17 protein-coding genes are annotated in these 25,242 nt (G+C 72.2%); 13 read left to right on the top strand and 4 right to left on the bottom strand.

The window, feature by feature from the left end:
• Positions 1 to 947: 947 nt before the first annotated feature.
• The 7 genes from OG276_RS06660 to OG276_RS06690 all read left to right on the top strand — a co-directional run bounded on the left by OG276_RS06660 (position 948) and on the right by OG276_RS06690 (position 7,513).
• Positions 948 to 1,817 carry a cytochrome P450 gene (locus OG276_RS06660; RefSeq protein ID WP_323182314.1) on the top strand — a complete coding sequence of 290 codons (870 nt, stop codon included), beginning with the start codon at positions 948 to 950 and terminating at the stop codon, positions 1,815 to 1,817.
• Between the two features lie 31 nt (positions 1,818 to 1,848).
• Complete coding sequence (locus OG276_RS06665; RefSeq protein ID WP_266903543.1) at positions 1,849 to 2,610, top strand: enoyl-CoA hydratase/isomerase family protein; 762 nt, start codon at positions 1,849 to 1,851, stop codon at positions 2,608 to 2,610.
• A 452-nt stretch (positions 2,611 to 3,062) separates the two neighbouring features.
• Positions 3,063 to 4,316 carry an ATP-binding protein gene (locus OG276_RS06670; RefSeq protein WP_266903544.1) on the top strand — a complete coding sequence of 418 codons (1,254 nt, stop codon included), beginning with the start codon at positions 3,063 to 3,065 and terminating at the stop codon, positions 4,314 to 4,316.
• On the top strand, positions 4,313 to 5,155 hold the full coding sequence (locus tag OG276_RS06675) for a roadblock/LC7 domain-containing protein (protein ID WP_266903545.1): 843 nt from the start codon (positions 4,313 to 4,315) through the stop codon (positions 5,153 to 5,155). Before OG276_RS06670 ends, OG276_RS06675 begins: the two co-directional genes overlap by 4 nt.
• Positions 5,148 to 5,540, top strand: coding sequence for a DUF742 domain-containing protein (locus OG276_RS06680; RefSeq protein WP_266903546.1), 393 nt, complete (start codon positions 5,148 to 5,150; stop codon positions 5,538 to 5,540). Before OG276_RS06675 ends, OG276_RS06680 begins: the two co-directional genes overlap by 8 nt.
• 4 nt (positions 5,541 to 5,544) lie before the next feature.
• Positions 5,545 to 6,105, top strand: a complete 561-nt coding sequence (locus OG276_RS06685) for an ATP/GTP-binding protein (protein WP_266903547.1) — start codon at positions 5,545 to 5,547, stop codon at positions 6,103 to 6,105.
• 10 nt (positions 6,106 to 6,115) lie between these two features.
• Positions 6,116 to 7,513, top strand: coding sequence for a cytochrome P450 (locus OG276_RS06690; protein WP_266903548.1), 1,398 nt, complete (start codon positions 6,116 to 6,118; stop codon positions 7,511 to 7,513).
• 36 nt (positions 7,514 to 7,549) lie between these two features.
• On the opposite strand, the gene OG276_RS06695 is transcribed toward OG276_RS06690, so the two are convergent.
• Complete coding sequence (locus tag OG276_RS06695) at positions 7,550 to 12,277, bottom strand: HEAT repeat domain-containing protein (RefSeq protein WP_266903549.1); 4,728 nt, start codon at positions 12,275 to 12,277, stop codon at positions 7,550 to 7,552.
• Positions 12,278 to 12,473: 196 nt separating this feature from the next.
• Positions 12,474 to 13,445: a helix-turn-helix domain-containing protein gene (locus tag OG276_RS06700; protein WP_266903550.1), complete on the bottom strand. Its 972-nt coding sequence runs from the start codon at positions 13,443 to 13,445 to the stop codon at positions 12,474 to 12,476.
• Positions 13,446 to 13,566: 121 nt separating this feature from the next.
• Between OG276_RS06700 and OG276_RS06705 the strand changes: the two genes are divergently transcribed.
• Complete coding sequence (locus OG276_RS06705; protein ID WP_266903551.1) at positions 13,567 to 17,844, top strand: S8 family serine peptidase; 4,278 nt, start codon at positions 13,567 to 13,569, stop codon at positions 17,842 to 17,844.
• 219 nt (positions 17,845 to 18,063) lie between these two features.
• Positions 18,064 to 19,353 carry an NAD(P)/FAD-dependent oxidoreductase gene (locus OG276_RS06710; RefSeq protein WP_266903552.1) on the top strand — a complete coding sequence of 430 codons (1,290 nt, stop codon included), beginning with the start codon at positions 18,064 to 18,066 and terminating at the stop codon, positions 19,351 to 19,353.
• A gap of 30 nt (positions 19,354 to 19,383) precedes the next feature.
• Here the strand turns inward: OG276_RS06710 and OG276_RS06715 are convergent, their stop codons facing one another.
• Together OG276_RS06715 and OG276_RS06720 are read right to left on the bottom strand one after the other, a co-directional pair.
• Complete coding sequence (locus tag OG276_RS06715) at positions 19,384 to 20,631, bottom strand: HAMP domain-containing sensor histidine kinase (protein WP_266903553.1); 1,248 nt, start codon at positions 20,629 to 20,631, stop codon at positions 19,384 to 19,386.
• The gene (locus tag OG276_RS06720; RefSeq protein ID WP_266903554.1) at positions 20,628 to 21,284 is read right to left on the bottom strand and encodes a response regulator transcription factor; all 657 of its coding nucleotides are present in this window, start codon (positions 21,282 to 21,284) and stop codon (positions 20,628 to 20,630) included. The genes OG276_RS06715 and OG276_RS06720 overlap by 4 nt, the downstream gene beginning before the upstream one ends.
• A 169-nt stretch (positions 21,285 to 21,453) precedes the next feature.
• Between OG276_RS06720 and OG276_RS06725 the strand changes: the two genes are divergently transcribed.
• From OG276_RS06725 to OG276_RS06740, 4 genes are read left to right on the top strand one after another with little or no spacing between them, the layout of a single operon-like run.
• A complete protein-coding gene (locus OG276_RS06725; RefSeq protein ID WP_266903555.1) occupies positions 21,454 to 22,020 on the top strand; it encodes a hypothetical protein in 567 nt (188 codons plus the stop codon).
• Positions 22,021 to 22,043: 23 nt separating this feature from the next.
• On the top strand, positions 22,044 to 23,231 hold the full coding sequence (locus tag OG276_RS06730) for a peptidoglycan-binding protein (RefSeq protein WP_266903556.1): 1,188 nt from the start codon (positions 22,044 to 22,046) through the stop codon (positions 23,229 to 23,231).
• Positions 23,228 to 23,956, top strand: coding sequence for an ABC transporter ATP-binding protein (locus tag OG276_RS06735; RefSeq protein WP_266903557.1), 729 nt, complete (start codon positions 23,228 to 23,230; stop codon positions 23,954 to 23,956). The genes OG276_RS06730 and OG276_RS06735 overlap by 4 nt, the downstream gene beginning before the upstream one ends.
• A gap of 41 nt (positions 23,957 to 23,997) precedes the next feature.
• A complete protein-coding gene (locus OG276_RS06740) occupies positions 23,998 to 25,185 on the top strand; it encodes an ABC transporter permease (RefSeq protein ID WP_266903558.1) in 1,188 nt (395 codons plus the stop codon).
• Positions 25,186 to 25,242: the final 57 nt, after the last annotated feature.

Below are 25,242 nucleotides of genomic sequence, written 5' to 3' on the forward strand. Positions count from 1 at the left end.
CCGGAGCGTCGGCCAATTAGATCATCCGAGTTGCAGCCATAACCAAGGGTGCCTTCTCTTTCCACTTCCGGCCAAAGAAGGACCTCGCGGTAGCGGTCCTGGAATCGACTCTTCAAGTCGACGGGATTGTCCCGCAGGGAATCAGGCTTCAAGAGGCGGTCGACGCCGGATTGATCCTGAGCCACAGGATCTCTCGGGACCCGAAAATCATGGCTGCCTTTCGCCTGTCGCCGCAAGACTGCCGACCAGGTGCACCAGATCTCCGGTACCTGGTCAGGCCTCGTTCGGACAGGTCACTCCGCCTACGGGACTACTCGCCCACTCGCGGTCGGGATCTCCATCAGGCCTTCCTCGGCCAGCGACCCCGAGGGCCTGCGACCCTTCCGTGAAGTGCGTGTGAACCCAGGGCGTTTTGCGCCGTCTGTCCATGAAAGCGACGATCCTTCGCACTCTCAAATGCGCGGTGTGACACAGATCGATGTGGGAAAACTCTCTTTTTGCGTGGACGTTCGACGGTGAGGGTAGGCAGCGCTGGCCATCACTGTTCGATCTTGCAAGAAAGAGTTGTTTTGAATACTTCCACGGCTATTCTCGGCGTCGACCGGCGGGCGCTGACGGCTCTTTTTTCCCGGCTGCGAACCGAGGCCGGACAGTCGGATCCATTGCCCGCCTATCGGCAACTCGCGAAAATGGGAGAGCTCATACCGGCGCCATGGGGCGGATCCATTATCACGTCCTACGCCCTCTGTGACCAGATCCTGCGAGACAAGACTTGGAGCGTTCCCGACGCCGATTGGCGGACAAGCCACTCGGCTCGATGGAATTCACCCGCCTCTCAGCAGATGGGCGCGTCTCTGCCGATGCTCAACCCGCCCCAGCACACGAGGGAACGGCGGTCTCTGGGGAGCCTCTTCCCCCACAGCTCACTCGAAGTCCTTCGTCCGTCCGTGGAGCGGGCCGTCGACCGGCTGCTCACCGACTTTACGGACCAACTGCGCCATGGGCCAGCCGATTTCCACACACTCGTCAGCGAAGAGCTGCCCATCATCGCCATCGGCGAGTGGATGGGGATACCTGCCACCGACTACGGACTCCTGCGCACCCTGACGCATGACCAGGTTTTCGCGCAGGAGCTCTTCCCCACGCCGAGCCAGCTGGCCCTCTCCGATAGCGCTACGAGGCAACTGCGGACCTACTTCGCCGAGTTGATCCGTGCGCGCCGTGAGAAACCGGGGAACGACCCGGTTTCGGAGTGGCTTCGGACCTGGGATGCGCTCGAACCTGACCGGCACCGCGCAGACCAGGCCGTTCACGCTCTCGCGCTCTTCATGATTCTCGCGGCGCTGGAGACAACCTCGCACGTCCTGTCCACGGCGGTGCGCCTGCTCCTCGAATACCCCGAGCAACTGGAATCACTCCGCCGTGACCCCGAACTCATCCCTGGCGCCGTCGATGAAATACTGCGCTACGACGCCCCTATCCACATGATCAGCCGTGTGGCCCAGACGGATACCGAGCTCGGAGACACCCTGGTGCCGGCCGGCGACATGGTGCAGCTCATGGTGGGGGCCGCCCATCACGATCCCGCACGCTACCCCGACCCCCATCGTTTCAGCGTCCGTCGCGGAGCGTCCCACCTGGCCTTCGGAGCAGGAATCCACTATTGCGCAGGCAACGCCCTGGCACGGCTGGAAGCCGTCACCCTGCTCACCTCGCTCCTCAGTCGCTCGATACGACCGCGCCTGAGCGGGCCCCCGCGATGGGCGCCCCGCGTGGCCTTCCGACGGATCACGTCCCTGCACCTCACCCTCGCCTGACCATCAACCGAGAAACGAGACGAAGCCCCACATGTTCACGGACTTCAAGGCCCTCCAGGTGACCGACGAAGGGCCCATCCTCAGGGTGCAGCTCAACCGCCCCGAGACAGGCAACAGCGTCGACGGTCAGATGCTCAGCGAACTGCTGGAGGTTCTGCGCGCCTTGGAGGACGACAGCACCGTCCGCGTGATGGTGCTGTCCGGTGCGGGAGACCATTTCTGCCAGGGAGGTGACCGCGCGGAGTTCCCCGCACTGCTGGAGAGAGACCCATCCGGCTCCGAGCTGAGGTCCCTCGCCGAGAAGGCCCAGCGCGTGTGCTCGACGCTCTCGCAACTGAGACTCGTGACCATCGCCCGCCTCCACGGCGATGTCATAGGCGCCGGCCTCGGCCTCGCGGTCTTCTGCGATCTGCGCGTCGGAGCGGACACCTGCCGATTCCGGATGCCGGAGGTCGGCCTCGGAGTCCCGCCCGCCTGGGGCGGTGTCCTTCCCCGTCTCGCGGAAGAGGCGGGCCAGGCCTGGGTTCGCCGACTCCTGCTCACGGCCGAGCCGTTCGACGCCGCCAGGGCGGAGCAACTGTCCATCCTGCATGAGGTGGTGCCCGAAGGTGATCTCGACGCTGCAGTCGCGCGCTGGGCGAAGCCGATCATTCGCCGCGACCCGACTGCCGTGCGGATCACGAAGAGCATGCTGAACGCGCGCGCGGGCGCAACTCAGCTTGCCGTCGCCTCGCACTTCGACGACGAGTTGCTGACGGCCGCTTTCGCCAGGCGGGCGTTGCACCGGCGGTAGCTTCAGGCAGCGGCAAGACCCCGTGCACACCCCCGGTACCAATGGACCGGGCGCCGCCACCCGCCGTCGAGGAGCAGTCGTCCGGGGTTCGGTTGGCGGTGCGTCAGATAGATGTGAGAGATCGCCGCTGCTCTCGTGAAGAACTGCTTAACAGATCGATTGCGAGAGGGCCGGTCGGCGGCGGATACAGGGGACCGAAAGGCCATGTCAACCCGGGCTCGTGGCAGTCGGGTTGGGGCCGTGAGGTGCCGTAGCGGGCGTCCAGGGGGTCGAACATCCGGTGATAGCATCCCGGCATCTGTGATCTTGTTCCGTTTCGACGCAGATGCTGATTTGGATCGGCGGCATGCTCTCCGCGTAACAGCAGGTGAACAGTGCTGATCAGCTGTGTTGCGGGGCCTCGCGAGGTGTATCTGCAGCCGTCCGCATGACACGCGCCGGGAAAGGTTTCCATGAATCGAGACGCACTTGTGTGGTGCCTGGTTGCGGTTGCGGCGATAGCCGTTGCCGCGGTCGTGGCACTCGTCGCCCGCAACAGAGCGCTGGGGGCGAAGAAGGAGCACACCGAGGCCGAGCTGAGGCACCAGCTGCTCACGGCGGACAGCTACTTGCACGCGTCGCACGCCGAACTGCAGAGGTTCCGCGGTGAGCAGGACGCCACGCTCCGCGCGGCCAAGGAAGCGGCGGAGGAGAACACCAAGGCCGTCCTCAAGGGCGCCGCCAGCCTCCTGCAGAGCCTCGCCGCCGAACAGACGACTCTTCTGGACGGCATCCAGCGCAAGTACGGCGGACACACCGTCCTCAGCGACCTGTTGGACGTGAACCACGCCAACGCCCAGATGGCGCGCAAGGCCCAGGGCATCGCCGTCATGTGCGGTGCGCCGCTCGGCCGTCGCAGCAGGCCCGCCAGCGTCTACGACGTGGTGCGCAGTGCCCAGGGGCAGATCCGCAACTTCCACCGGGTCGCCATCATGCAGCAGACGAGTCTCGCGCTGAAGGCGTCCGCGGTCGCGCCCGTCGCCCTCGCCGTGGCGGAGCTGCTCGACAACGCTGCCAGCTTCTCGCAGCACGACGCACCGATCGAGGTGACGTTCCAGCGCGTGCAGAACAACCTGTGCATCGTCATCGACGACGCCGGTGTCAGCATGAACGACGAAGAGCGGCAGCGGGCGACCGCGCTGCTCTCCGGGGAGGTCGCCCCCCGTCTGTCGCAGCTCGGGACCCAGCCGAAGTTCGGCTTCCCGGTGGTCGGCCTGATCGCGCGTCAGCACGGTTTCAAGGTCGACGTCACCGGAGTCTCCCGATACGGCGGCGTCAGGGCCGTCGTCCTCTTGCCCGAGGAGCTGTGGACCATGGAGGAGATCCCGCCCGTCCAGGAGGCTCCGGTCAGCGAGATCCGGCGCGCCGCCGAGAGCCGGCCCGTGCAGAGCACCGCGCCGCACGGCGTGCCTTCGCAGAGCACGCCGCCGCCGCCGAGCGTGGCGCCCCACAGCGTGACCTCGCGCACGATGCACGGCCTGCCCAAGCGCGGCGCACGCCAGGCACCCATCGCGAGCGTCCCGGATCCGGACGCCACCGCGCCGGCGCCGCGGACCCCGGGGGAAACGGGCCGTGCTTCCGGGCGCAGCCTGGGTGCCTTCCAGCGCGGCACGCTCTCCGGCCGCAACCTTGACGCCACCTCGTTCGAAGGGCCCGAAGAGGCATGAGCGCAGACCTTTCGTGGATGCTCGAGGACATCGTGCACAACGTGCCCCGTGCACGGCACGCCGTTCTGCTCTCCGCCGACGGCCTTCCTCGCGGCGCGACCGAAGGCCTGGCCGAGAAGGACGTACGCACCATTTCCGCGGCGATGGCCGGGATGCAGTCGCTCAGCCGGGCGACGGCCCACTTCGCCGGACCGGAGGAGGAGCGGCAGTGGAACCAGACCATCATCGAGTTCTCGCACGGCTGGAGCTTCCTGATCGGGGCGGGGCAGGGCTCCTACCTGGCGGCCGCGGCGGAGCCCGATGTGGACATGCAGCAGATCTCCTTCCGCATGCACCGCCTCGTCGCCCGGCTGGGCAACAACCTCACCTCGCCTCCCCGGGTGAGCAGCGAGGACGCCGGAGTCCCGCGCGCAAGCGCCCCCCGGCAGCAGAGCGCCGGTGACGCGGGGTTCGTGCTCGGCGAGCTGGACCGGGTGATGTCCGAGGTCAAGGGCGCCCGCCACGCCGTACTGCTGGGATCCGACGGCCTGCCCCGCGGGGCGACCGCCGGAATGAGCCGTGACCTCGCCGACACGATCTCCGCGGCCATGACGGGCATCCACGCCTACAGCCGGGTCACCTCCCAGTTCGCGGGGGCCGCCGAGGACGCGCAGTGGCGTCAGACGGTGATCGAGTTCCAGCACGGCTGGATCTTCCTGATGGCGGCCGGCCCCGATGCCTTCCTGGCCGCCGCCGCCGAACACGACTGCGACATAGAGCAGTTCACGACGCGTCTGCACGAGGTGGTTCCGCGGCTGACTGCGACGGCGACAGCAGGGAAGGGGACGGCCCGTGCCTGATGGGTTCGCACAGGACGAAGAGCTCGAACTGACCTCTCCATTAGTCCCGCTCTTCGTGATCACGAACGGTCGGGCGCTGCCCCCGGAGCACGAGTACGAGCACACGACGCTCGTGACGGCGGCGGTGGAGAACGGACAGGTCGCAGCGCGCACGCTGTCGCCGGAAGCGGGACAGGTCATGGACTTGGTCGCGAAGGGCTTCCTGTCCGTGGCCGAGGTGGCAGGGCACACGCACCTGCCCCTGGGCATCGTCCGCATTCTGCTGGCGCAGTTGGAGGATGACGGCCTCATCCTGGCGAGGTCACCGATACCGCGCGCCGAACGTGTCGACAAGGAACTGGTCAGCGCCGTGCTCGAAGGCCTGAAGAATCGATTCGGAGCGTAAACGCGTGTACCTGGATCCAGACGTCTCCCACGCGGTGAAGATCCTCATAGTGGGTCACTTCGGGGTCGGCAAGACCACCTGCATCGGCAGTCTCTCCGAGATCGAGCCCCTGCGGACCGAGGAAGAGATCACCGAAGCCAGCGTGGGCTTCGATGACTTGTCGGGCACGCCCGACAAGACGACCACCACCGTCGCCATGGACTTCGGCCGGCTCACCCTGAGCGACACCCTGGTGCTCTACCTCTTCGGAACGCCCGGCCAGGAGCGCTTCAAGGAGATGTGGGAGGAGCTCTCGCGGGGCGCTCTGGGCGCGCTGGTGCTCGTCGATCCGGAGCGGCTGCACGAGTCCTTCCCCGTCCTGGACCTCGTCGAGCGTTTCGGCCTGACGTACGCCATCGCCGTGAACCACTTCGAGGGCACCACGCACTACCCGCTCGACGAGGTCCACGAGGCCCTGAACCTCACCCCCGAGACCCCTGTCGTGGAATGCGACGTACGGGACGAGAACTCCTCCGCGCGGGCCCTCATCACCCTCGTGAAACACCTCATGTCCCAACTCGGCTAGGAGCGCAGGAATGCAACAGCCACACGACCCGCACGAGATACCCCCCGGCTGCCCTGCGCACGGGAACGTCCAGATGTACGGCCCCTCGTTCGGAGCCGACCCCGACAGCCACTACGCAGAGCTGCGCCACTACGGTCCCAGCGCGCCCGTGGACATCGCCCCGGACGTCCAGGTCGAGCTCGTCACGAGCTACGACGCCGCGCTGTACGTCCTGCAGAACCCCGCCTCCTTCGTGCGCGACTCGCGCCGCTGGAACGCCCTGGCCGAGGGCCGCGTCCCGGCCGACAGCCCGGCACTGCCCATGATGGAGTACCGCCCCAACGCGCTCCTCAGCGACGGCGCGGCACACGCCCGACTGCGGCGGGCCGTCACGGACAGTCTCGCCACGGTCAACGAGCACCAGCTCATCCGGCAGACCCAGCAGTCCGCCAACTACCTGATCAGTCAGTTTAGTACGGACATCCGCGGCCAGGCGGAGCTGATGGCCGAGTACGCCCAGCCGCTGCCCCTGCTGGTCTTCAGCGACCTGTTCGGCTGCCCGCCCGAGATCGGCGACCGCGTGATCGCCGGCATCAGCGGCCTCTTCGAGGGGACCCCCGGCTCCGACGAGGTGCTCGGCGGGGCGCTCACCGAGCTGATCGCCCTCAAGCGGCGGCGCCCGACGGACGACCTGACGACGCGCCTGATGGAGCACTCGGCCCAGCTGACCGACGAGGAGGTGCTGCACCAGCTGGTCACCCTGCTCTCCGGTGGCACCGCGCCGTTGGCCGCGGCCATCGGCACCAGTAGCGCCCTGTACCTCGGCGAGGACTGGCAGGCCGGCTTCCCCGTCGAGGACGCGGTCTCCCGGACGCTCTGGAACTTCGCGCCGATCGCCAACTACGCCGCCCACTACCCGACACACGACGTGGAGCTCGGCGGCAGGGTGGTCCGGGCCAACGACCCGGTCCTGATCTCGTTCGCCGCGGCCAACACCGACCCGAAGCTGACGCAGCACCGCGAACAGCTGAGCGCCAAGGCGCACTTGGCGTTCGGAGCGGGCCCGCACGCCTGCCCCGCCAAGGACCCGGCCTTCATGATGGTCGTGACCGCGGTCGAGACACTGCTCAACCAGCTTCACGACATCGAGCTGCGCGTGCCGTTCAAGTCGCTGACCTGGGCGCCGAATCCGTGGACCCGCTCGCTGGTCACCCTCCCGATCCGCTTCACCCCGAGGAGCGTTGCCCAGGCAGCGGGCCCGGCCGCGGCGGCCGCGGCCGCCGGATCGAACGCGGGCTGGGCGGCTCAGCAGCAGACGCCCCCCTCCGCTCCCGCCAACTCCGGTCCCCCGCGTACGGGTTCCGGTGCCGCGCCGCAGCCCAAGGGCGGGCTGTTCAGCCGCTTCCTGGCCTGGACCAGAGGCGAGTAGACCAAAGAGGAAGAAGCAGGCGGGCCCGGCACGGCACTAGGAAGGCGTGATCCGTTCGAGGACCTCCGCGTAGAGGGACCGTTTGTCGGGGCGGGCGTGGTCGGTGGCGTGTTTGAGCGCCGGGATCGCCGGCGTGCCCAGGGAGACGAGTCCCTCGGCCGCGGCCCTGCGGACGACGGGGTGCGGGTGCTCCAGCAATCCCGTCACCGCGGGGATCGCGGGTACCCAGGCCGCGTGGCAGAGGGTACGGATCGCCGTGCGCACCAGGTCCGGCTGGGGGTCGTCCAGCAGGACCGACGTGTGGTGCAGGTGGGTCCGCCGGTCCAGCATCGCCCGCGAGGTGCGGTGGGCGTGCAGGCGGACCCCGGGCTTGGGGTGGCGCAGCAACTCGCCGATCAGGTCCCGTAGTCCGGGGTCCTGGTCGGCGTCCGGACCGGTGTGCGCCTCGGACAGTCGCGTGAGTGCCCGGCGTGTCCCCGCCGGGTCTCCGGTGCGGGCCAGATCCAACAGTTCCTGCCGGGACGGGGGGTGCGGCGCACCGGTCGACGCGGCCGGGCCACGGTCGCGGAGCGCGGCCAGTGCGGCCGCATCCTGTCGCTCGGTGTCCGGACCGCGCAGCGGACCTTCCACGAGGAGCAGTCCGTCCGCGAGGTCTTCGCGCCCTTCGGCGCGCAGCCGGCGGCAGGTCTCCGTGAGCGCGGGGGTGCGCAGCAGGGGACGCCCGGCGAGCAGGTCGAGGAACCCCCAGGTACCGGCGTCGAGGCGGTCGCCGAGGCGCTGGGCCAGTACGTCGGCGGGGACCAGGCTCAGGGCCCGCCCGGCTGCGGAGCTGCCCGCCGGCGGGTCGTGCTCCCACCATTCCAGCAGCAGCGGGACCAGCGGTTCCAGGTCCCACGGGTCGAGTCGGCTCGCCACGAGGGCGACCCTGTCGTGCAGGACCTCCTCCGCGCGCAGTTCCCTCTCGTCGAGGGCGCTCAGTGCGTGGGCCAGGCCGGCGCTGACGGGTACGTCCACGCGGCCGCGCAGGAACGCTCGGAGCACGGGGAGCCTGCACTCGGGCTCGGGCCAATCCAGGAGGGCGAGGGCCGCGGTGTGCCGGCGGTCCTGGGCGGGTGCCCGCAGCATGGCCAGCAGGCGGTCCCGCAGTGCGGTCGATCGGGGTTGGTCGAGGTCGTCGATGTGCACGGTCCTCGGTCGCGGCGCCGGCGCGTGGGCGGTTTCGGTGAGGGTCCAGGGCGGTACGTCGAGGGGCTGGATGTCCGTCATCCAGTCGATGAGGGCTGCGCGGACCTCGGCGCCGGCCGAGGGGTAGACGTCGATCAGCGCGGTCAGGCGCTCCCGGGAGTCCGGGACGGTGCCTTCGTCCTCCCGGCCGAGGCGGTCGCGTCGGCGGAATCCCTCCAGGGCGTCCGGTGTGCGCACCGCGGCATCCAGGGCGGCCCGCCACGCTTCGGCTTCGGCCTCAGCGGTGGTGGTGTCGGTGGCGGCGTCGGCGGTGGCCGACCCGGTGGTCTCAGGCGACCGCGGCGCTGCGAAGGCGGCCCGCAGTGCGGCCCTCTCGGCCTGCCGGGGGCTGGTGCCCAGCCGGGCCGAGGCCAGTGCCCGGTCGAGGTCGGCGCGGACGAGGACCGCGCCGAGGCCGCGCAGCAGCGTCAGTGCGGACGGGCTGTCCGAGGGGGCGCGGGGCAGTGCCCGTACCGCCTCGGCGACGGCCTGCTTCTCGAACGCGGGCAGGGTCGGTGCGACCGCTTCGAGTACCGCCATGAGCGCGTGCCGGTCTTCCGCGCAGGCCCCGGCGAGCCCGTCCAGCAGGACCCCGGTGGACCGGGCGAAGGCGGTCAGTTCCCCGGCCGTCCACGGTGCGGGGCAGAGCCGGAGCGTGAGCCGCAGGACGCGGTCTCGCCCGGCGGGTTGTTCGGCGGCGGCCAGCCGCAGCCAGTCCGCCAGCATGGGCCGAAGCTCCCGGAGCCAGACGGGACGCGGGAGTTCGTGCCGTGCGGCGAGGCGCAGGGCGACCGTCGGCTGCCAGCCCTGCGTCTCCAGCGCCCTGACGTCGGGGTCCGCCCTGCCGTCCACCGCCGGCCGCGGCACGGCGGGCACGGTGATCCCGTGCCGGGCCATGGCCGTCGACAGGTCCCCGGCCGTCCCGGAGGCGAGGCCGACCCGGCCGGTCGCCACCAGGGCGAGCAGGGCGGGCGCGACCGGTGAGGCCTGGTCGTGCAGCGCGAGGACCGAGCGCGCCGGCAGTGTGTGGTCGAGGCCTTCCAGCAGCAGGGCGCGGGCGCGGCCGTCGTCGGTGTGTTCGGCGGCGGCGAGGACGGTCGCCGCGTACGCGTCGCCGAGGACGGCGCGCAGCGCCTCGACGAGCGTGCCGCGCAGCCCCGGATTGTCGTGACGCCCGAGCCGGCGGAGCAGCTCCGGCACCGCCGCGGGGGTGCCCGCGGCGACCAGGACCGTGGCGGCGGTCTTCTTGATGTTCATGTTCGGATGGCCGAGGCATGCGGCGATCGCCCCGGAGGCCCAGCGGGCGCGCGCGTGACCGAGGGCGAGCAGGGCCTGTCGGACGGTCTGGACGTCCTGGGCGGCGGTCAGCGCGATCAGCGTCGCCGACAGCGCCTGCGCGTCGTCCCCCGTGGCGTCCCGGGCGAGCAGCGCGATCACGTGCTTGCGCACGTGCCGGTCGCGGTGGCGCAGTAGGCGGTGCGCCCGCGCACGGGTGCCCGCGTAGGGGGCTCGGAGCAGGAGTTCGACCAGGATCGCCTGCTCGCCGCTCGACAGTCCGGGCCGCTCCAGCAGGTCCAGCGCCATGGTCGCGACGAGGGCGTGCCCCGCCTCCTGTGCGGTCTGCGCGTCGAGCAGGCAGGACGGCCTGATCCGTCCCCGCTCGTGGAGCCGGCGGCCCAGGCCGTGTACGGCGTCCAGGATCTCCTGGGGTACCACGGGCTCCCCGGCCGGCTGTCCGCTGTCGGGCCGCGGGGCGGCTCCGCCCGGCTCCCCGGACGCCGCCAGCTCGCCAACGACGCGTAGCAGCAGGTCCGCGATGACCGGCAGCGTACCGGCGCCGCCGTGGGCGGCCAGTCTGCACAGGGCGGCCACCGGCTCGTCCGGGTCCAGATGGGAGCTCAGGAGCGCCAGTTCGCGCTCGTCCGGCCCGCCGAGGTCCGCCGCGATGCGGGCCGGCAGATCGGTGGGATCGAGGCGTACGAGGAGCGCACGCCGCCGTGCCGGATCGTCGGTCAGATGCCACAGCACCTCAAGTGCCCGGCTGCGCACGGCGCGGAGGTGCGGCGCGATCCCTCCCGTGCCGTTCCGCGTCCGGTCCGCGGCGAGACCGAGCCCTTCCCTGAGAGCCGTCGCCGTACGGGGCCCGCCGATGGCCTCCAGGGCCTCCAGGGCCGCCGCGGGCGCCGATGGCAGGAGGGCGATCACCGCGGCCTCGGCATCCGCGTGGCGCAGCGCACGGATCGCGTCGAGGAACGGCCCCGGCACGGGGGCCGAGGGAAGGACCCGGGTGACCGCGTCCCCGATCGGGAGCTCCCCCGCCCCCTGTCCGGCCAGGGCGACCAGCAGCGCGAGCCGACGCGGCCAGCCCGGATCGGCGGCGGGCGCGTCCACCAGGACGCGGAGCATCTCCCGTCGGCAGGTGAACAGGATCGTCGCGACCTCGTGGGGCGCGATCGTGTGATCGGCCAGCGCCAGGCCGATGAGGGACGGGACCTGCGGGCCGTCCGGGAAGTGCCCGCGCCGGTGGAGCCCGCGCAGGCAGGTCATCGCCGGACCGCCGAACAGCAGCGGGTCGCGGGCGGCGACGGCCGTCAAGGCGCCGATGTCCTCGCGGTCGGCCAGCTCACCGAGCCGTTCCATCGCGCGTCGGCGAAGACCCGGCGGCAGACCCGGATCGTCGATGACCTGCCACAGCAGGCCGCGGTGTCCGTGGTGGGCGGCGGCCGTGAGTGCGGCGTCGGCGGCCTCGGGCCGTGCGGTCGCCGAAGCGGCGGCGAGGAAGGACGACAGCCGGCTCGGGGGGATCGGATCCAACGCCGCCCAGGGTTCGGCGAGTTCCGCCAGTGCTGCGGCGACGAGGTCGGCGCTGCCCGCGCCGAGCAGGGTGATCACGTGGGCGCGGACCCGTACGGGAGCCAGCAGGCCGGCGTGCAGCCCCTGCCGGGCCAGCCGCAGCGCATCGGCCTGGAACACCGGGTCGCCGCTGTCCACCAGCTCCTTCACGAGGGCCTCGGGCCGGTGCGCGGACGTGACGGCCGCTTCCCGCACGGCCTGGTACAGCAGTTCGCCCGGAGGCTCCTCCCGGAACACTCCCGCCGGATCGTTCATGAGCTCGGCGCGCAGCCAGGCGATCCGTACCCGAACCGGCAGCCCGGCCGTACGCCACGACGGCCGGCGGGGCTCCGGGAGGTAGGGGCCCAGTCGTTCGTGGAGCCGCGCCAAGAGGAGCGCCTCCTCCGGGGCCACCCCGGCCGGCGATGCCGGCAGCAGGCCCGCGAGTTCGGCCATCTCCTGCTCGTCGCCCGCCCGGTCCGAGGTGACGCGCTCGGACAGGAGGACCAGGCCCAGGTACCGCACGCGGGAATCCTCGTGCCGGACGAGGAGTCCGAGGACGGCGGGCCGGCAGACCTGCGCGTCGAGATGGCGGGCCAGCCAGCCGACGTCGGCCCGGCGCACCGCGTCGAGGAAGGCCCCGTCCGTCGGCGTCGTCATCGTCGCCTTCATCGTCGTCGCCCTCATCGTCGTCGCCATCGCCGTCATCGTCGGACTCTAACCGGGACGTTCCCGGCGCCGGCAACTTGATTTCGCGCGCTGATGGCGAGGCCGGAGGGGGCGGCGACCGGGCGCGCGGAGTCTGAGCGCGACCGACGGAGCGGCCGGGGACGGCCCACGTGTTTGTTCCAGTACGGCGATGGAGGCGACGGAGGCGGCTACCCGGAGAGCGAGCCCCAAGCGGTCAGATCCAGCCCCGTCGGGCCGCGATCGCTCCCGCCTGAAAGCGGTTGGCCGCGCCGAGTTGGTCGTGCAGGCGGCTCATCCGGCGGCGCATGGTGCGGACCGACCAGCCCAACTGGCGGGCTATCGCCTCGTCCTTCAGGCCGCTGACCAGCAGGGCGAGTAGCAGCCGGTCCTCCTCGCCGGGTTCCCCGGACTCCTCGCCGGGGGCCGTCGCCTCCGGCGGGGCGAGGAGCGGGGTCGCCAGGGTCCAGCACAGCCGCCAGTAGTCCGTGAGCGCGTCGAGCAGCGAGGACGGGCGGATCACCGCCGCCCGTACGTCCGTCAGGTCCAGCGACAGGGGCATCAGGGCCAGCGCGTCGTCCGCGATCGCCAGCTTGATGCGCAGTCCGGGCAGCACCCTGGCCTGCTCCCCCTGGGCGACCAGCCGCCGGATGTCGTCCAGTACGCCCGGCCACTCCAGCGCCTCCGGGGCGTACACCGCGCGGTACGTCAGACCGCCGCGCATCGCCGTCTCCTCCACCGGATTGGCGGTGGTCAGTGCGTAGGGCGGCCGGTCCAGGGTGCGGACCTGCTGCTTCGCCTCCTGCTGGAGCCGTACGAACCAGCGGCCCAGCGCCTCCCGGCCGGAGACGATCTCGACCTCCTTGGCGTCGCCGCGCCGGGCGGCCTCGAAGAGTCCGGCCAGCTCGCCGGCGGCCGACCGTACCCGGCCCAGTTCCATCGTGCGCTCCTGGATCAGCGCTTCCACCGCGTGCTGCGGGTCGATGGCCGCGTAGCGCCGCCGGGGGCCGGACAGCCGTCCGACCAGCCCGCGGTCGTGCATCCGGTCGAGGGCTCGCGCCACCCGCTCCGAGGACGCGCCGAGCTCGCCCGCGAGCTCGGCGGGCGCGGCCGCCTGCCGCGCGAGCAGTGCGCGGTAGACCTGTTCGTCGAAGGCGTCGATACCGACGGCAGCCAGTTCCTGGGACATGCGGGCCATCGTGGCCCACCTGTGCCAGCGGCAGCAATGGGCCACAGGGAATCGTTGCCCTATCCGGACCGGGCCGCATTAGGTACCGCCTATGGGTCACTCACACCGAAGAACTGCGCACATGGGCCTGGTGGCCGCGGTGCTCGGCGGACTGCTCGTCTCGGTCCCGCCGGCCGTCGCCGCCCCCGATCCCGAACCGGATCCCGCGAGCCAGGGCACGCAGCGGGTCATCGTCGAGCTCGAGGGCGCCGCCGGGCTGGAGGCCGCGGCCGGCTCCGCCAAGAACGCCGGGAACGCGAAGGCCGCCGAGGTGACGGCCGCGCGCAAGAACCTGACCGGCAAGCACGACGCGCTCCTGGCCGGGGCGAAGGACGCCGGCGTCACCGCCAAGTCCGTACGCCGGCACACGCTGCTGCTCAACGCCGTGGCCATGACCGTCGGGGCGCAGGACCTGGCGAAGCTGCGGAAGCTGCCGGGCGTGAAGTCCGTCAGCCCCGCCGGCACCTCGCGCGCCCTGGACACCGACGCCAACGAGGTCGTGGGCAACCCGGCCCTGTGGGCCCGGGAGGACCCCGGCGGCGCCAAGGTCACCGGCAAGGGCGTCACCGTCGCCGTGATCGACACCGGGGTCGACTACACCCACCCCGATCTGGGCGGCGGCTTCGGTGAGGGCCACAAGGTCGTCGGCGGCTGGGACTTCGTTGACAACGATGCCAACCCGATGGACGACAACGGCCACGGCACCCATGTCGCGGGCATCGTCGCGGGCAAGGCCGCAGCCTCGGGCGGCATCACCGGCGCCGCGCCGGACGCCGAACTGCTGGCGTACAAGGTGCTCGGCGCGAACGGCAGCGGTGACGACTCCGGCATCATCGCGGCCATCGAAGCGGCGATCGACCCGGCCAACCCGCACCGCGCCGACATCATCAACATGAGCCTCGGCAACAGCGCCGGGACCGCGAGCGACCCGCTCTCCCGGGCCGCGTCCGCGGCCGTGGACGCCGGCGCCCTGGTCTTCGCCTCGGCCGGCAACTCCGGTCCCGGCTACTGGACCGTCGGCTCCCCGGCCGCCGCCCCCGGCGTCATCGCCGTCGGCGCCTCCACCAGCGGGATCCGGCTGCCCGTCCTCACGGTGGCGGGCGACACCCTGCAGAGCTACCGCGGCGGACGGTCCGCGAACCCGCCGGCCGCGCCGGTGACCGCCGGGGTCGTGAACATCGGCATGGGCACCGCGGAGGACTGGGCGAAGGCGGGCGACGTCACCGGCAAGGTCGTGCTGTACGCGATCCCGCCGGCCGTGAACCCGTACGACGTGTGGTCCGAGGAGCTGGAGACCTGGCGCGAGGCCGAGCGCCGCGGAGCCGCCGCCCTGGTGGGCGGCGTCGGCGGCGGAGGCGGCCCGGTCGTGTTGGGCGGCAAGAGCCGCGCGAACCCGCTCCAGCCTCAGCGCGAAGGGGCACCCGCCCGCACCGCGGCCGCCGGCCGGAGCGAGGTGCTGCTCGGTGCCACGCCCGCGGAGTCCGGCGACTCCCTGCGCCTGGACCGGCTGGTGGTGGCCGGCGTGGACCCCGAGACGGGCGGGCGGCTCGCCTCGCTGGCCGAGTCGGGCGGCACGCTGGTGCTCGGCGGCCGCGACTCCACCGACGAGATGGCCTCGTTCTCCTCCCGCGGCCCGGACTCCGAACGGCTCGGCCTGAAGCCCGAGATCGTCGCCCCCGGCGTCGAGATCCTCTCCGCGGTGCCCAAGAGCATCGAGCCCACGGGCTACCGGCGGATGTCCGGCACCTCGATGGCCTCGCCGCTCGCCGCGGGCTCCGCGGCGCTGCTGCGCCAGCTGCACCCGGACCGCCCCGCGGACCGGCTGCGCGCCGAGGTGATCGGTTCCGCGAAGCCGCTCGACGGCCCCGACCTGCAGTCGCAGGGCAGCGGCCGGCTCGACACCGCCGCCGCGGCCCGGACCGGGCTGTACGCCTCCCCCGCCACCGTCTCCTTCGGCCTGGCCCACATGGACCAGCCGAAGGTCACGGGCAGCCGTGAGGTCACCTTCCACAACACCGGCGGCGCACCTCTGCGCGGCAAGGTGACCGTCACCGGCCCCGCCACCGTCACCCCGGACCACGTCGACATCCCGGCGGGCGGCACCGCGAAGGTCACGCTGACCGTCGAGCGCGACCGGCCGGACGTCACGGACTACGCCACCAACTACCTGAGCGGCCGCGTCACCCTCACCCCCGAGACCCCCGGGGAGGGCGGGGCGCTCACCGTCCCGTACCTGATGGCGGCGATCCCGCTGTACGTGGACCCGGCCGAGGACCCGTCCAACGACGGCTCCACCACCGTCTACGTCTACAGCCCGACGCCCCTCACCACCCCGCCGGTGCTGACGGTCACCCCGCCCAAGGGCAAGGCCTACACCAAGGCGACGGCGCCCACCTCGGACCCGTCCTACTACCGGGCCGATTTCACGGGCCTCGGCTCGGGCGTCCACACGATGACCGCCCGCGCCACCACCTCCACCGCCGTGCGCCAGTACGGTACGGGCGCCTTCGAGGTGACCCTGGCGGCGTCCAAGGCCAAGAACTGGAAGGCGGTCGGCCCGAACAGCGCCGTGGGCACCACCCAGCTGGCCCCCGGCGCCCCGGACCGGGCCGTGATGACCCTGGGCACCCGCCCGGGCGCCTGGCTCACCACCGACGGCGGCAAGAACTGGCAGCAGCGGGGCCACACCCCGGTCAGCAACGCGCTGACCGAGCCCTCCCTGGTCATCGACTCCCGCAATCCGAACCGCTGGTGGGAAGCCGTGGTCAGCGCGCACCCGTCGGCGTTCCCGGAGGGCGGCGCGCTGATGCGCACCGAGGACAGCGGCCGCAGCTGGGAGCGGATGGCCGGTCCGCCGGCCCCCATCACCGAGCTGAGCGCCGATGCCCGCACCCGCGTACTGCTCGCCACGTCCGAGTACACCGGTGAGCGGTTCGTCAGCCGGGACCGGGGCGCCACCTGGACACCGGTCGACCTCACGGGGATCACCGGGTACGTCGCCAAGAGCGTGATCGGCGGCGATGACCTGTACCTCTGGGCCGGCCAGGCGATCTGGGTGATCCGCGACTTCGTCACCGGCGCCCCCAAGCCCGCGCAGAAGGTCTTCCAGACCACGCCGCGCGTGCAGCTCATCGGCGGTTTCGACGCCGACGGCGCGCTGCTCGCCATCAAGGTGCAGGGCCAGGACTCGGGCCTGTACGTGAGCCGTGACGGGGGCCGCAGCGTCGAGAAGACCAGCCGCACCTTCAGCGGTCTGGTCGACGTCTCCGGCGGCGACATCTACCAGGACGACCTGAGCGGAACCGGCGCCCTGAGCCGCGACGGCGGGCGTACGTGGACCACGACCGCGCAGCCCGTACCGGGTTCGGTGGTCTACGACTACGACCGCTGGGCCGACGGCTCCCACACGATCGGCTCCGGCGGCGCCGGTCTCTTCCGCTCCACCCGGGAGGGCGGCTACCGAAGGATCGGTGTCCAGGGCGAGTCCGTGCCCGCGCTGGCGACCTTCGGGAACCAGCTCCTCGCCGGGACCTCGGTCGGCACCTACCGCACCACGGTGCCCGCCGCGAACCCCGAGTGGGGTGCGGCGGAGCGCGAGGGCACGACCGGTAGCAATGTCGTCGGCTTCCAGCCGTCCGCTGCGGACCCGAAGTCCGGCTGGCAACTGGTCAACCACCTCTACAACGTGGTGCTGCAGAAGACCGCGGACGCCGGCCGGACCTGGTCGGACGTGGCCACGCGCGAGGCGAACGGCACCGCGTTCCTGGTCGACCCCGGGAACCCGGACCGGATGATGATCTCGTACAAGAGCTCCGACTCGGCGGGCCTGTACACCACCACCGACGGCGGAGCCCACTGGAAGACCTTCGACCAGGGCCGCTACTACGACACCATCGTGGCCGACCCCGGCAAGCCCGGGCGGATCTGGTTCGGCGGCTGGTGGGGGCTGTTCCACTCGGACGACTTCGGGGCCACCATGACCCGGGTGTCCGAAGCCGAGGTGCACGCCATCGAGTTCACGGCGGGCGCCATGGTCACGGGCGGCCAGGCGATCCGGGTCAGCAAGGACGGCGGCAAGACCTTCACCAAGGCCGACACCGGCGCCCTGCGGATCAGCGTCTCCGACCTCCTCAAGGTCGGCAACACCCTCTACGCGGGCACCAGCACCCGCTGGATGGACTTCACCCCCACCGGCGGGCGCGGTGTGCTGCGCTCCACCGACTCCGGGCTGACCTGGCACAACGTCTCCCGCTCGATGCCGAACAAGGACGTGCTGTCCCTGGCGGCCTCGCCCGACGGCCGGTACCTCTTCGCCGGCGTCGACCAGGGCGGCGTCCACCGCCTGGAGCTGGACGACTGAGGTCGCCCTTCACGGTTCGGAGCGTCACGGTCCGGAGCCTCGCGGTCCGGGCCGTGACGCTCCGGGCCGGTGCGGCCGCCGTACGACAAGGCGGCCGCGCCGGCCCGGACTTCGCGGTCGACGCGATCTTGACAAGTCTTCATGGGCATGACACCAGTGGAAGCCGCACCACTCCACCTCCCGTCAGCGGCACCACACCCCGAAGGGGGCGATCAGCGCATGCCCACGCCTGAGAGCGCGGAACACGACTACGACGTCGTCATCAGCGGAGCCAGCCTCGCGGGCAGTGCCGCGGCGATCCTGCTCGCCCGGCGCGGCGTCCGCGTCGCACTGCTGGAGCGCCGATCGGACCCAGGGGCGTACAAGGTGCTGTGCACCCACTCCATCACCGCCAACGCCCATCCGGTGCTGGACGAACTCGGGCTCCTCCCCGCCCTGAAGGAGGCCGGAGCCCTCGGCAACGAGGCCCGCTGGTACACCCGTTGGGGATGGATCGAGCCGAAGGCGGCCCCGGGAGGACCCGAGTTGCCGCACGGGTACAACGTCCGGCGCAGCACCCTCGACCCGTTGATCAGGTCCCGTGCCGAGCAGACCCCCGGCGTCGATCTGCTGCTCGGCCACCGCGTGACCGGGCTGCTCCGGGAAGCCGGACGGACGGTCGGGGTCCGCGCGTCGACCCCGCACGGCGAGCGCGAGATCCGGGCCCGTCTGGTGGTCGGCGCCGACGGCAAGGACTCGGCCGTGGCGGAGTTCGCCGGGATCCGCACCCGGAAGTACGAGAACACGCGGTTCGGCTACCTCGCGCACTACCGCGGCCTTCCGCTGCCCGGCGGGGTCGGCCAGACCTGGTTCCTCGAACCGGACATGGCGTACGCCTTCCCGAACGACGACGGGGTGACCGTCATCGCGGTGCTCCCGGACAAGAAGCGGCTCCCGGCCTTCCGGGAGGACCTGGAGGGCAGCTTCTCCGCGTTCGTCCGGGCCCTGCCCGAGGCGCCGCCCATCGACTCCGCCGAGCGCGTTTCGAAGATCATCGGCGCGGTCGACTACCCCCTCCTCAACCGCAAGCCGACCGCACCGGGCATCGCGCTCGTCGGCGACGCCGCCCTCACCGGCGACCCCCTGTGGGGAGTGGGATGCGGGTGGGCCCTGCAGAGCGCGCAGTGGCTGGCCGAGGCGGTCGCCCCCGCACTGACCGGCCGGGGCGATCTCGACAAGTCGCTCTCCCGGTACGGGCGCAGGCACCAGTGGCGGCTTCGCGGGCACCAGGGCCTGGCGGTCGACTTCGCCAAGGCCCGTCCGTTCAATCCCGGGGAGAAGCTGGTGTTCTCGGCGGCGGCCCGCGATGCGTCGATGGCGCGGCACATGCACCGGTTCGCGTCCCGGCTGATCGGTCCGGCGCGCTTCTTGAACCCCCTGGCGCTGGCCAGGGCCTCGGCAGTCAACTTCAGGCATCGCGGGGCGCCCGGAGCGCCGGACGGTCCGGAGGGCGGCCGGGCGACCGCCTGACGGGGATCGGCCCGATACGGCTCGACCGGATCAACTCCGCTGGGCCCCGCGCCCGCTGCGGGCCGGCAGCAGAACGCGGACGTCGAGTCCCCCGCCCGCGCGGGGCGTGGCCACGATCTCGCCGTGGTGCGTGGCGGTGATCGCCCGGACCACGGCGAGCCCGAGCCCGAACCCGCTGCCGCGCTCCCGGCCCTGGTGGAACGGTGCGAACAGGGCGGGCACCTCCTCCGGCAGCAGGACGGGGCCGGTGTTGGAGACCTCCAGGAACACCGTGCCGTCCGCGGCTCCGGTCCTGATCACCGCGGTGCCGTCGTGGTGGTTGTGGCGCACCGCGTTGGCCAGCAGGTTGAGCGCGACCTGCCGGAGCAGCGCGGGGTCCCCGTCCAGCGGCGCGGGCCCCGCGTCGAGCGTGACCCGGATCCCGGCGCTGCCGGCCTCCTCCGCCAGCTCCTGGGCCGCGGCCCGGGCGGCGTCCGCCAGATCCGTCGACCGCAGCGCCAGCCCGGCGGTCTCCGCACGCGCCAGGGTCAGCAGGGCCGCGATCAGCCGCTCGATCCGCACGTTGGCGTCCAGCGCGCGGAGCACCGAGGGCCGCAGGTCGTCGGGGACCCTGCCGCGGGCCAGGGGGATCTCCAGCGCGGTGCGCAGTACGGTCAGCGGGGTCCGCAGCTCGTGCGAGGCGTGCGCGGTGAAACTGCGCTGGGCCGTGAAGCTGCGGTCGAGCCGGTCCAGCATGGCGTCGAAGGTGTCGCCGAGTTCGCGGATCTCGTCGTACGGACCGTCCAGCGCGAGCCGCTCGTCCAGGCTGCTGCCGGTGCTGATCCGCCGTGCGGCCGCGGTCACCTGGTGGAGCCGGAGCAGGGAGCGGTGGCTCGCCCACCAGGCCAGCAGGGCGGCGAGCGCCGTGAAGACGGTGAGCAGCACCGCGGAGCGGGCCAGCAGGTCGCCCAGGATGGCGTGCTGGAAGTTGTCGAAGGCCTCGGCTGGGGTCGTGAGGGCGGCCTGAGTGGACCCCGGGGGTACGTCGGCGGTCCCCGGGGGCACCTCGGCCGCCTCCGGGGGCACCTCGACCGTCCCCGAATCGGGGAACGGTGCCTCCGGCATTCCGGCGGACGCGATGATGATGTCGCGGTTGGCCTCGATGAGCTGGCGCGAGCTGAGCCAGTTCAGCGCCAGCACCCCGCAGCCGAGTACCGCGAAGACTGCCGTGGTCACCAGGGTCAGCCGGGCGCGCAGCGGGAGGCGGCCGGGGCGGAGGCGGAGGCGAAGGCGGCTCACAGCCGGTATCCGTAACCGGTGTCGTGCACGATCAGCGGCGGATCGCCGATCTTGCGGCGCAGCGCGTGCACGGTGACCCGGACCGCCGTGGTGGCCGGGTCGAGTCCGGTGTCCCACAGCCGCTCCCGCAGTTCCTCGGTGGTGACCGGGGCGCCGTCCGCGGCCAGCAGCAGTTCCAGGACGCCCAGTTCCTTCGGCGTCAGGTGCAGCGGGCGGCCGTCGCGTTCGGCGACGCGGCGCACCGTGTCGAGGCTGATTCCGCGCCGGCTGAGCACGACCTCGGCCCGGCCGGCCGCGGCGCGGCGGCCGAGCGCGCGCAGCCGGGCGACGAGCTCCAGGTAGGAGAAGGGCTTGGTCATGTAGTCGTCGGCGCCCTGACCGAGACCTTCGACCAGGTCGGACAGGGTGTCCGCGGCGGTGAGCATCAGGATCCGGGCGGGGTGGTCCATCGCGAGGAGCGCGCGGCACACGGCGTCGCCGCCCAGTCCGGGCAGGTCCCGGTCCAGGATCACCACGTCGTAGTCGGCCTCACCGGTCCGCCGGAGCGCCTCCAGGCCGTCGTGGGCGAGGTCGCAGAGCATCCCCTCGTCGCGGAGCCCTTCGGCGAGCATCACGGCCAGTTCCCGCTCGTCCTCGACAATCAGCACCCGCATCGCGTCCCGCTCCGTTCGCCCGTGCCGCCGCTGTTCCCTGCGGGCCGGCGCCGGGGACCAGCCTGCCCGCCGGGGGGTTAGCCGGTGGTTAGGCGCGCGATCACCGGTGGCTCACCGCGCGAACCGTAGAACTTGGGCGTTCATCGGCAACGCTCAGGGAGTGTGGGACATGCGAAGCTCATCCGCCGCGATACGCGAACGGTCCGTACGAGGTCTACGAGGCCTGCGCGCACTGCCGGCCGCGGCCGCCACGGCGGCGGTGCTGGCCCTGGCCGGCTGCTCCGCCGCCGCCCCGGCGCCCGAGGTCGCCGGGGGCGAGCGCGGGGGTCAGAGCAAGCCGCAGGACGACAACGCGGTCCGCCGGGCCTGGGTGGACTGCATGCACAAGCAGGGGCAGACGAGCGTAGAGCAGGACAAGGACGGCAACATCGGCTTTCCGGCGGCGAGCACGGACACGGGTCTGCCGTCCGGGTACGACGCCGCGAGCAGGCTGTGCGACGAGAAGGTGCCCGGCATCCACCAGGTCCAGCAGGCCGACAACGCCAAGTACGTCGAGATGGCCCGCAAGTGGGTCGAATGCGCTCGCAAGAACGGCTACGCCGACATGCCGGACCCCGATCCCAAGGAGGGCGTGGTCGTCATCCCGCGCGCCGTGTTCGACGCGGCCAAGTGGGACGCCGCCGCGCGCGCCTGCGATGCGCAGTTCCCGCTGCCGGGCTACCGGATCGGTGAGTGACCGTGACCCGGACGGTGGAGCCCGTGGAACCCCTTGAACCTGCGGGGCCCCTTCGGCCCGAGGAACCCGCGGAGCCCGCGGAGCCCGCGGAGCCCGTAGCGCGCCGGAAGAAGCGCGGCAGGGTCCTCGTCCCGCTGCTGCTCGTCGCCGTGCTGGCCGGGGCCGGGGCCGTCGCCGTCGCCCGCCCGTGGGACCGCGGCACCGGGGGGACCGAGCGGGACGGCGTGGAGTTCGGCCTCGCCCCGGTGGAGCAGGGCTCGCTGTCCAGCAGCATCCAGCTCACCGGCTCGCTCGTGTACGACGCGCCCACCCCCGTCCTCCCGGCCGGCAGGGGCACCCTCACGGGGCTGCCGGCCGTCGGCGCCGTCGTCAAGGCCGGACAGAGGCTCTACGAGGTGGACGGACAGCCGGTGGTGCTGATGGTCGGCGACCGCCCGATGTGGCGCGATCTGGGCCCGGGTGTTCCCGCCGGCTCCGACGTGGAGCAGCTGAAGCGCAACCTGCTCCGGCTGGGCCACGCCAAGGGACTCGGCTTGGCCGCCGACCGGAAGTTCACCCCGGACACCGCCACTGCCGTGAAGCGCTGGCAGAAGTCCCTGGGCCTGAAGGAGACCGGCACGGTCCCCCTCGGCGGCATCACCATGCTGCCGCAGGAATCCGTACGCGTGCAGCAGGTCGGCGCGCAGCTCGGCGCGGCCCTTGCCGGTTCCCCGGTCATGACCGTCACCCGCGAGGGTCTGGTGGTCACCGCGCAGCCGGCCGAGAACCAGCTCTCCCGGTTCAAGCCGGACGGGCGGGTCCGGGTCAAACTGGCCGACGGCTCCGCCGTCGACGGCCGCATCCGTTCGCTGATCCGCGGCTCAGGCTCCGGCTCCGGCTCCGGCGGGGAGGGCGGCGGCTCCGGCGAGGGCCAGGGCCAGGGCCAGGGTGGAGCCAAGACCACCGTGACGATCGTGCTCGACGCCCAGGAACAGGCGCAGCGGGCAGGGCAGTCCACGGTCTCGATCACCGTGGTGGGCGACACCGCCGAGCACGCGCTCATCGTTCCGGTCACCGCGTTGCTCGCCCTGGACGGCGGCGGCTACGGCGTGCGGGTCTCCGACGGCCCCACCCCACGGCTGGTCAAGGTCCAGCTCGGCCTGATAGCCGACGCGAAGGCGCAGATCACGGGCGACGTCCGGCCCGGCGCGCAGGTGGTGATCCCGAAGTGACGGCTCCCTTCGCGGCGAACGCCGCCCCCGTCCTGGAGTTGTCCGCCATCGTCAAGGAGTACCCGGGCACGCCGCCGCTGCGGATCCTGCACGGCATCGACCTCACCGTCGAAGCCGGTGAACTCCTCGCCGTCGTCGGCCCGTCCGGCTCCGGCAAGTCCACCCTCCTCGCACTGCTCGGCTCGCTCGACCGGCCCACCTCGGGCCGGCTCCGCTTCGAGGGCCGCGATCTGGCCGGCCTGTCCGACCGGGAGCTGGCCGCGCTGCGGGCGCACCGGATCGGTTTCGTGTTCCAGCAGTTCTTCCTGCTGTCCGGACTCACCACGGTCGAGAACGTCGCGACCGGGCTGCTGTACGCCGGGGCGCCGGTCTCCGAGCGGCGCGCGCGGGCCGTCGAGGCGCTGCGCGCCGTGGGCCTCGGGCACCGGCTGGACCACCATCCCGACCAGCTCTCGGGCGGTGAGAAGCAGCGCGTGGCGATCGCCCGCGCGCTGATCGGCCGCCCGGCGCTGCTGCTCGCCGACGAGCCCACCGGGGCCCTGGACAGTGTGTCCGGCGCCGCCGTGGTCGAGCTTCTGCACACCCTCAACGCGGGCGGCACCACGGTGGTGGTCATCACCCACGACCGTTCGCTGGCCGCCTCGTTCCCCCGGCGGGTCGGCATCCAGGACGGCCGCATCGAGTTCGACGAACATCTCCCGGAGCCCGCCGGAGCCGGCCGATGAAGCACCGACCGAGGAAGGGCGGACCTATGCGGGGCCGACCGATGGAGATGCCTCGCACCCGGCTGCGCCCCATGGACCTGCTGCGCCTGGGCATGATCGGGCCGCGTACCCGCAAGATGCGTACCGCCCTGTCCGCGCTGGGCATCTCGCTGGGCATCGCCGCCGTGGTCGCGGTCACCGGCATCTCGAACTCCAACCAGCAGCACCTGCTGGCACGGCTGGACCAGCTCGGCTCCAACCTGATCACCGTGGCCCCCGGCAAGGGGCCCGACCAGCAGCCGGTGCCGCTCCCGCTCACCGCGGAGAAGATGCTCTCCGCCATCGCGCCCGTGCAGCGGACCACCGCCACCGGGGCCACCAAGGCCCAGGTGTACCGCAACGACCTGGTGCCGGCGCAGCAGACCGGCAGCCTCACCGTGCTGGCCGCGCGCCTCAACCTGCTGGAGGTGCTGCGCGCCGAACTGCACACCGGCCGGTGGCTGGACGCCGCGAGCGAGAACCTCCCGGTGACCGTGCTCGGCGACCAGGCCGCCCAGCGCCTCGGCGTCACCGGACCGGGCGAACGGGTGTGGCTGGGCGGACAGTGGTACCAGGTCCTCGGCATCCTCGCTCCGAACGAACTCGCCCCCGAACTGGGCACCGCGGCCCTGGTCGGCTGGCCCCAGGCGGTCGCCCACCTGGGAGCGGACGGCAGCGCCGCGACCGTCTACCTGCGGTCGTACTCCGAACGCGTGCCCCAGGTCCAGGCGGTGGCCGCGGCCAGCGCGAACCCCGCCAGCCCGACCATGGTCGCGGTGAGCCGGCCGTCCGATCTCCTGCTGGCCCGCACCGAGACGGAGAACAGCCTCACCGCACTCGTACTCGTCCTGGCCGGCGTGGCGTTGCTGGTGGGCGGTGTCGGGATCGCCAACACGATGGTCGTCGGCGTCATGGAACGCCGCGGCGAGATCGGGCTGCGCCGCGCCCTGGGCGCCCGGGGCGGCCAGATCTCGGCGCAATTCCTGCTGGAGGCCGTGCTGATGGGCTTCATCGGCGGGATGGGCGGGCTGCTCCTCGGCAGCCTGACCGTGTACGGCTACGCGCTGGTCCAGGGCTGGCCCGCGGCCATCCCGCTCTACACCCTGGTCGCCGGGCCCTCGGTCTCGGTGGTGGTGGCCGCCCTGGCCGGGCTCTATCCGGCGCTGCGGGCCGCCCGGGCCTCCCCCACGGACGCGCTGCGCTCGGCGTGACGCCCGCGGGTCCGCGCGGGCCGGGGCCTTCGCGGTACAAGTGCGCAGGTCCGGGAT

It is taken from the genome of Streptomyces sp. NBC_00086 (assembly GCF_026343255.1).
Classification (GTDB): domain Bacteria; phylum Actinomycetota; class Actinomycetes; order Streptomycetales; family Streptomycetaceae; genus Streptomyces.

Bases quoted from the DNA above. Each gene is read 5' to 3' on its own strand.
- OG276_RS06665 (WP_266903543.1), top strand. From the start codon at position 1,849: ATGTTCACGGACTTCAAGGCCCTCCAGGTGACCGACGAAGGGCCCATC.
- OG276_RS06670 (WP_266903544.1), top strand. From the start codon at position 3,063: ATGAATCGAGACGCACTTGTGTGGTGCCTGGTTGCGGTTGCGGCGATA.
- OG276_RS06705 (WP_266903551.1), top strand. From the start codon at position 13,567: ATGGGCCTGGTGGCCGCGGTGCTCGGCGGACTGCTCGTCTCGGTCCCG.
- OG276_RS06690 (WP_266903548.1), top strand. From the start codon at position 6,116: ATGCAACAGCCACACGACCCGCACGAGATACCCCCCGGCTGCCCTGCG.
- OG276_RS06700 (WP_266903550.1), bottom strand. From the start codon at position 13,445: ATGTCCCAGGAACTGGCTGCCGTCGGTATCGACGCCTTCGACGAACAG.
- OG276_RS06695 (WP_266903549.1), bottom strand. From the start codon at position 12,277: ATGACGGCGATGGCGACGACGATGAGGGCGACGACGATGAAGGCGACG.
- OG276_RS06710 (WP_266903552.1), top strand. From the start codon at position 18,064: ATGCCCACGCCTGAGAGCGCGGAACACGACTACGACGTCGTCATCAGC.
- OG276_RS06725 (WP_266903555.1), top strand. From the start codon at position 21,454: ATGCGAAGCTCATCCGCCGCGATACGCGAACGGTCCGTACGAGGTCTA.
- OG276_RS06675 (WP_266903545.1), top strand. From the start codon at position 4,313: ATGAGCGCAGACCTTTCGTGGATGCTCGAGGACATCGTGCACAACGTG.
- OG276_RS06740 (WP_266903558.1), top strand. From the start codon at position 23,998: ATGGAGATGCCTCGCACCCGGCTGCGCCCCATGGACCTGCTGCGCCTG.
- OG276_RS06720 (WP_266903554.1), bottom strand. From the start codon at position 21,284: ATGCGGGTGCTGATTGTCGAGGACGAGCGGGAACTGGCCGTGATGCTC.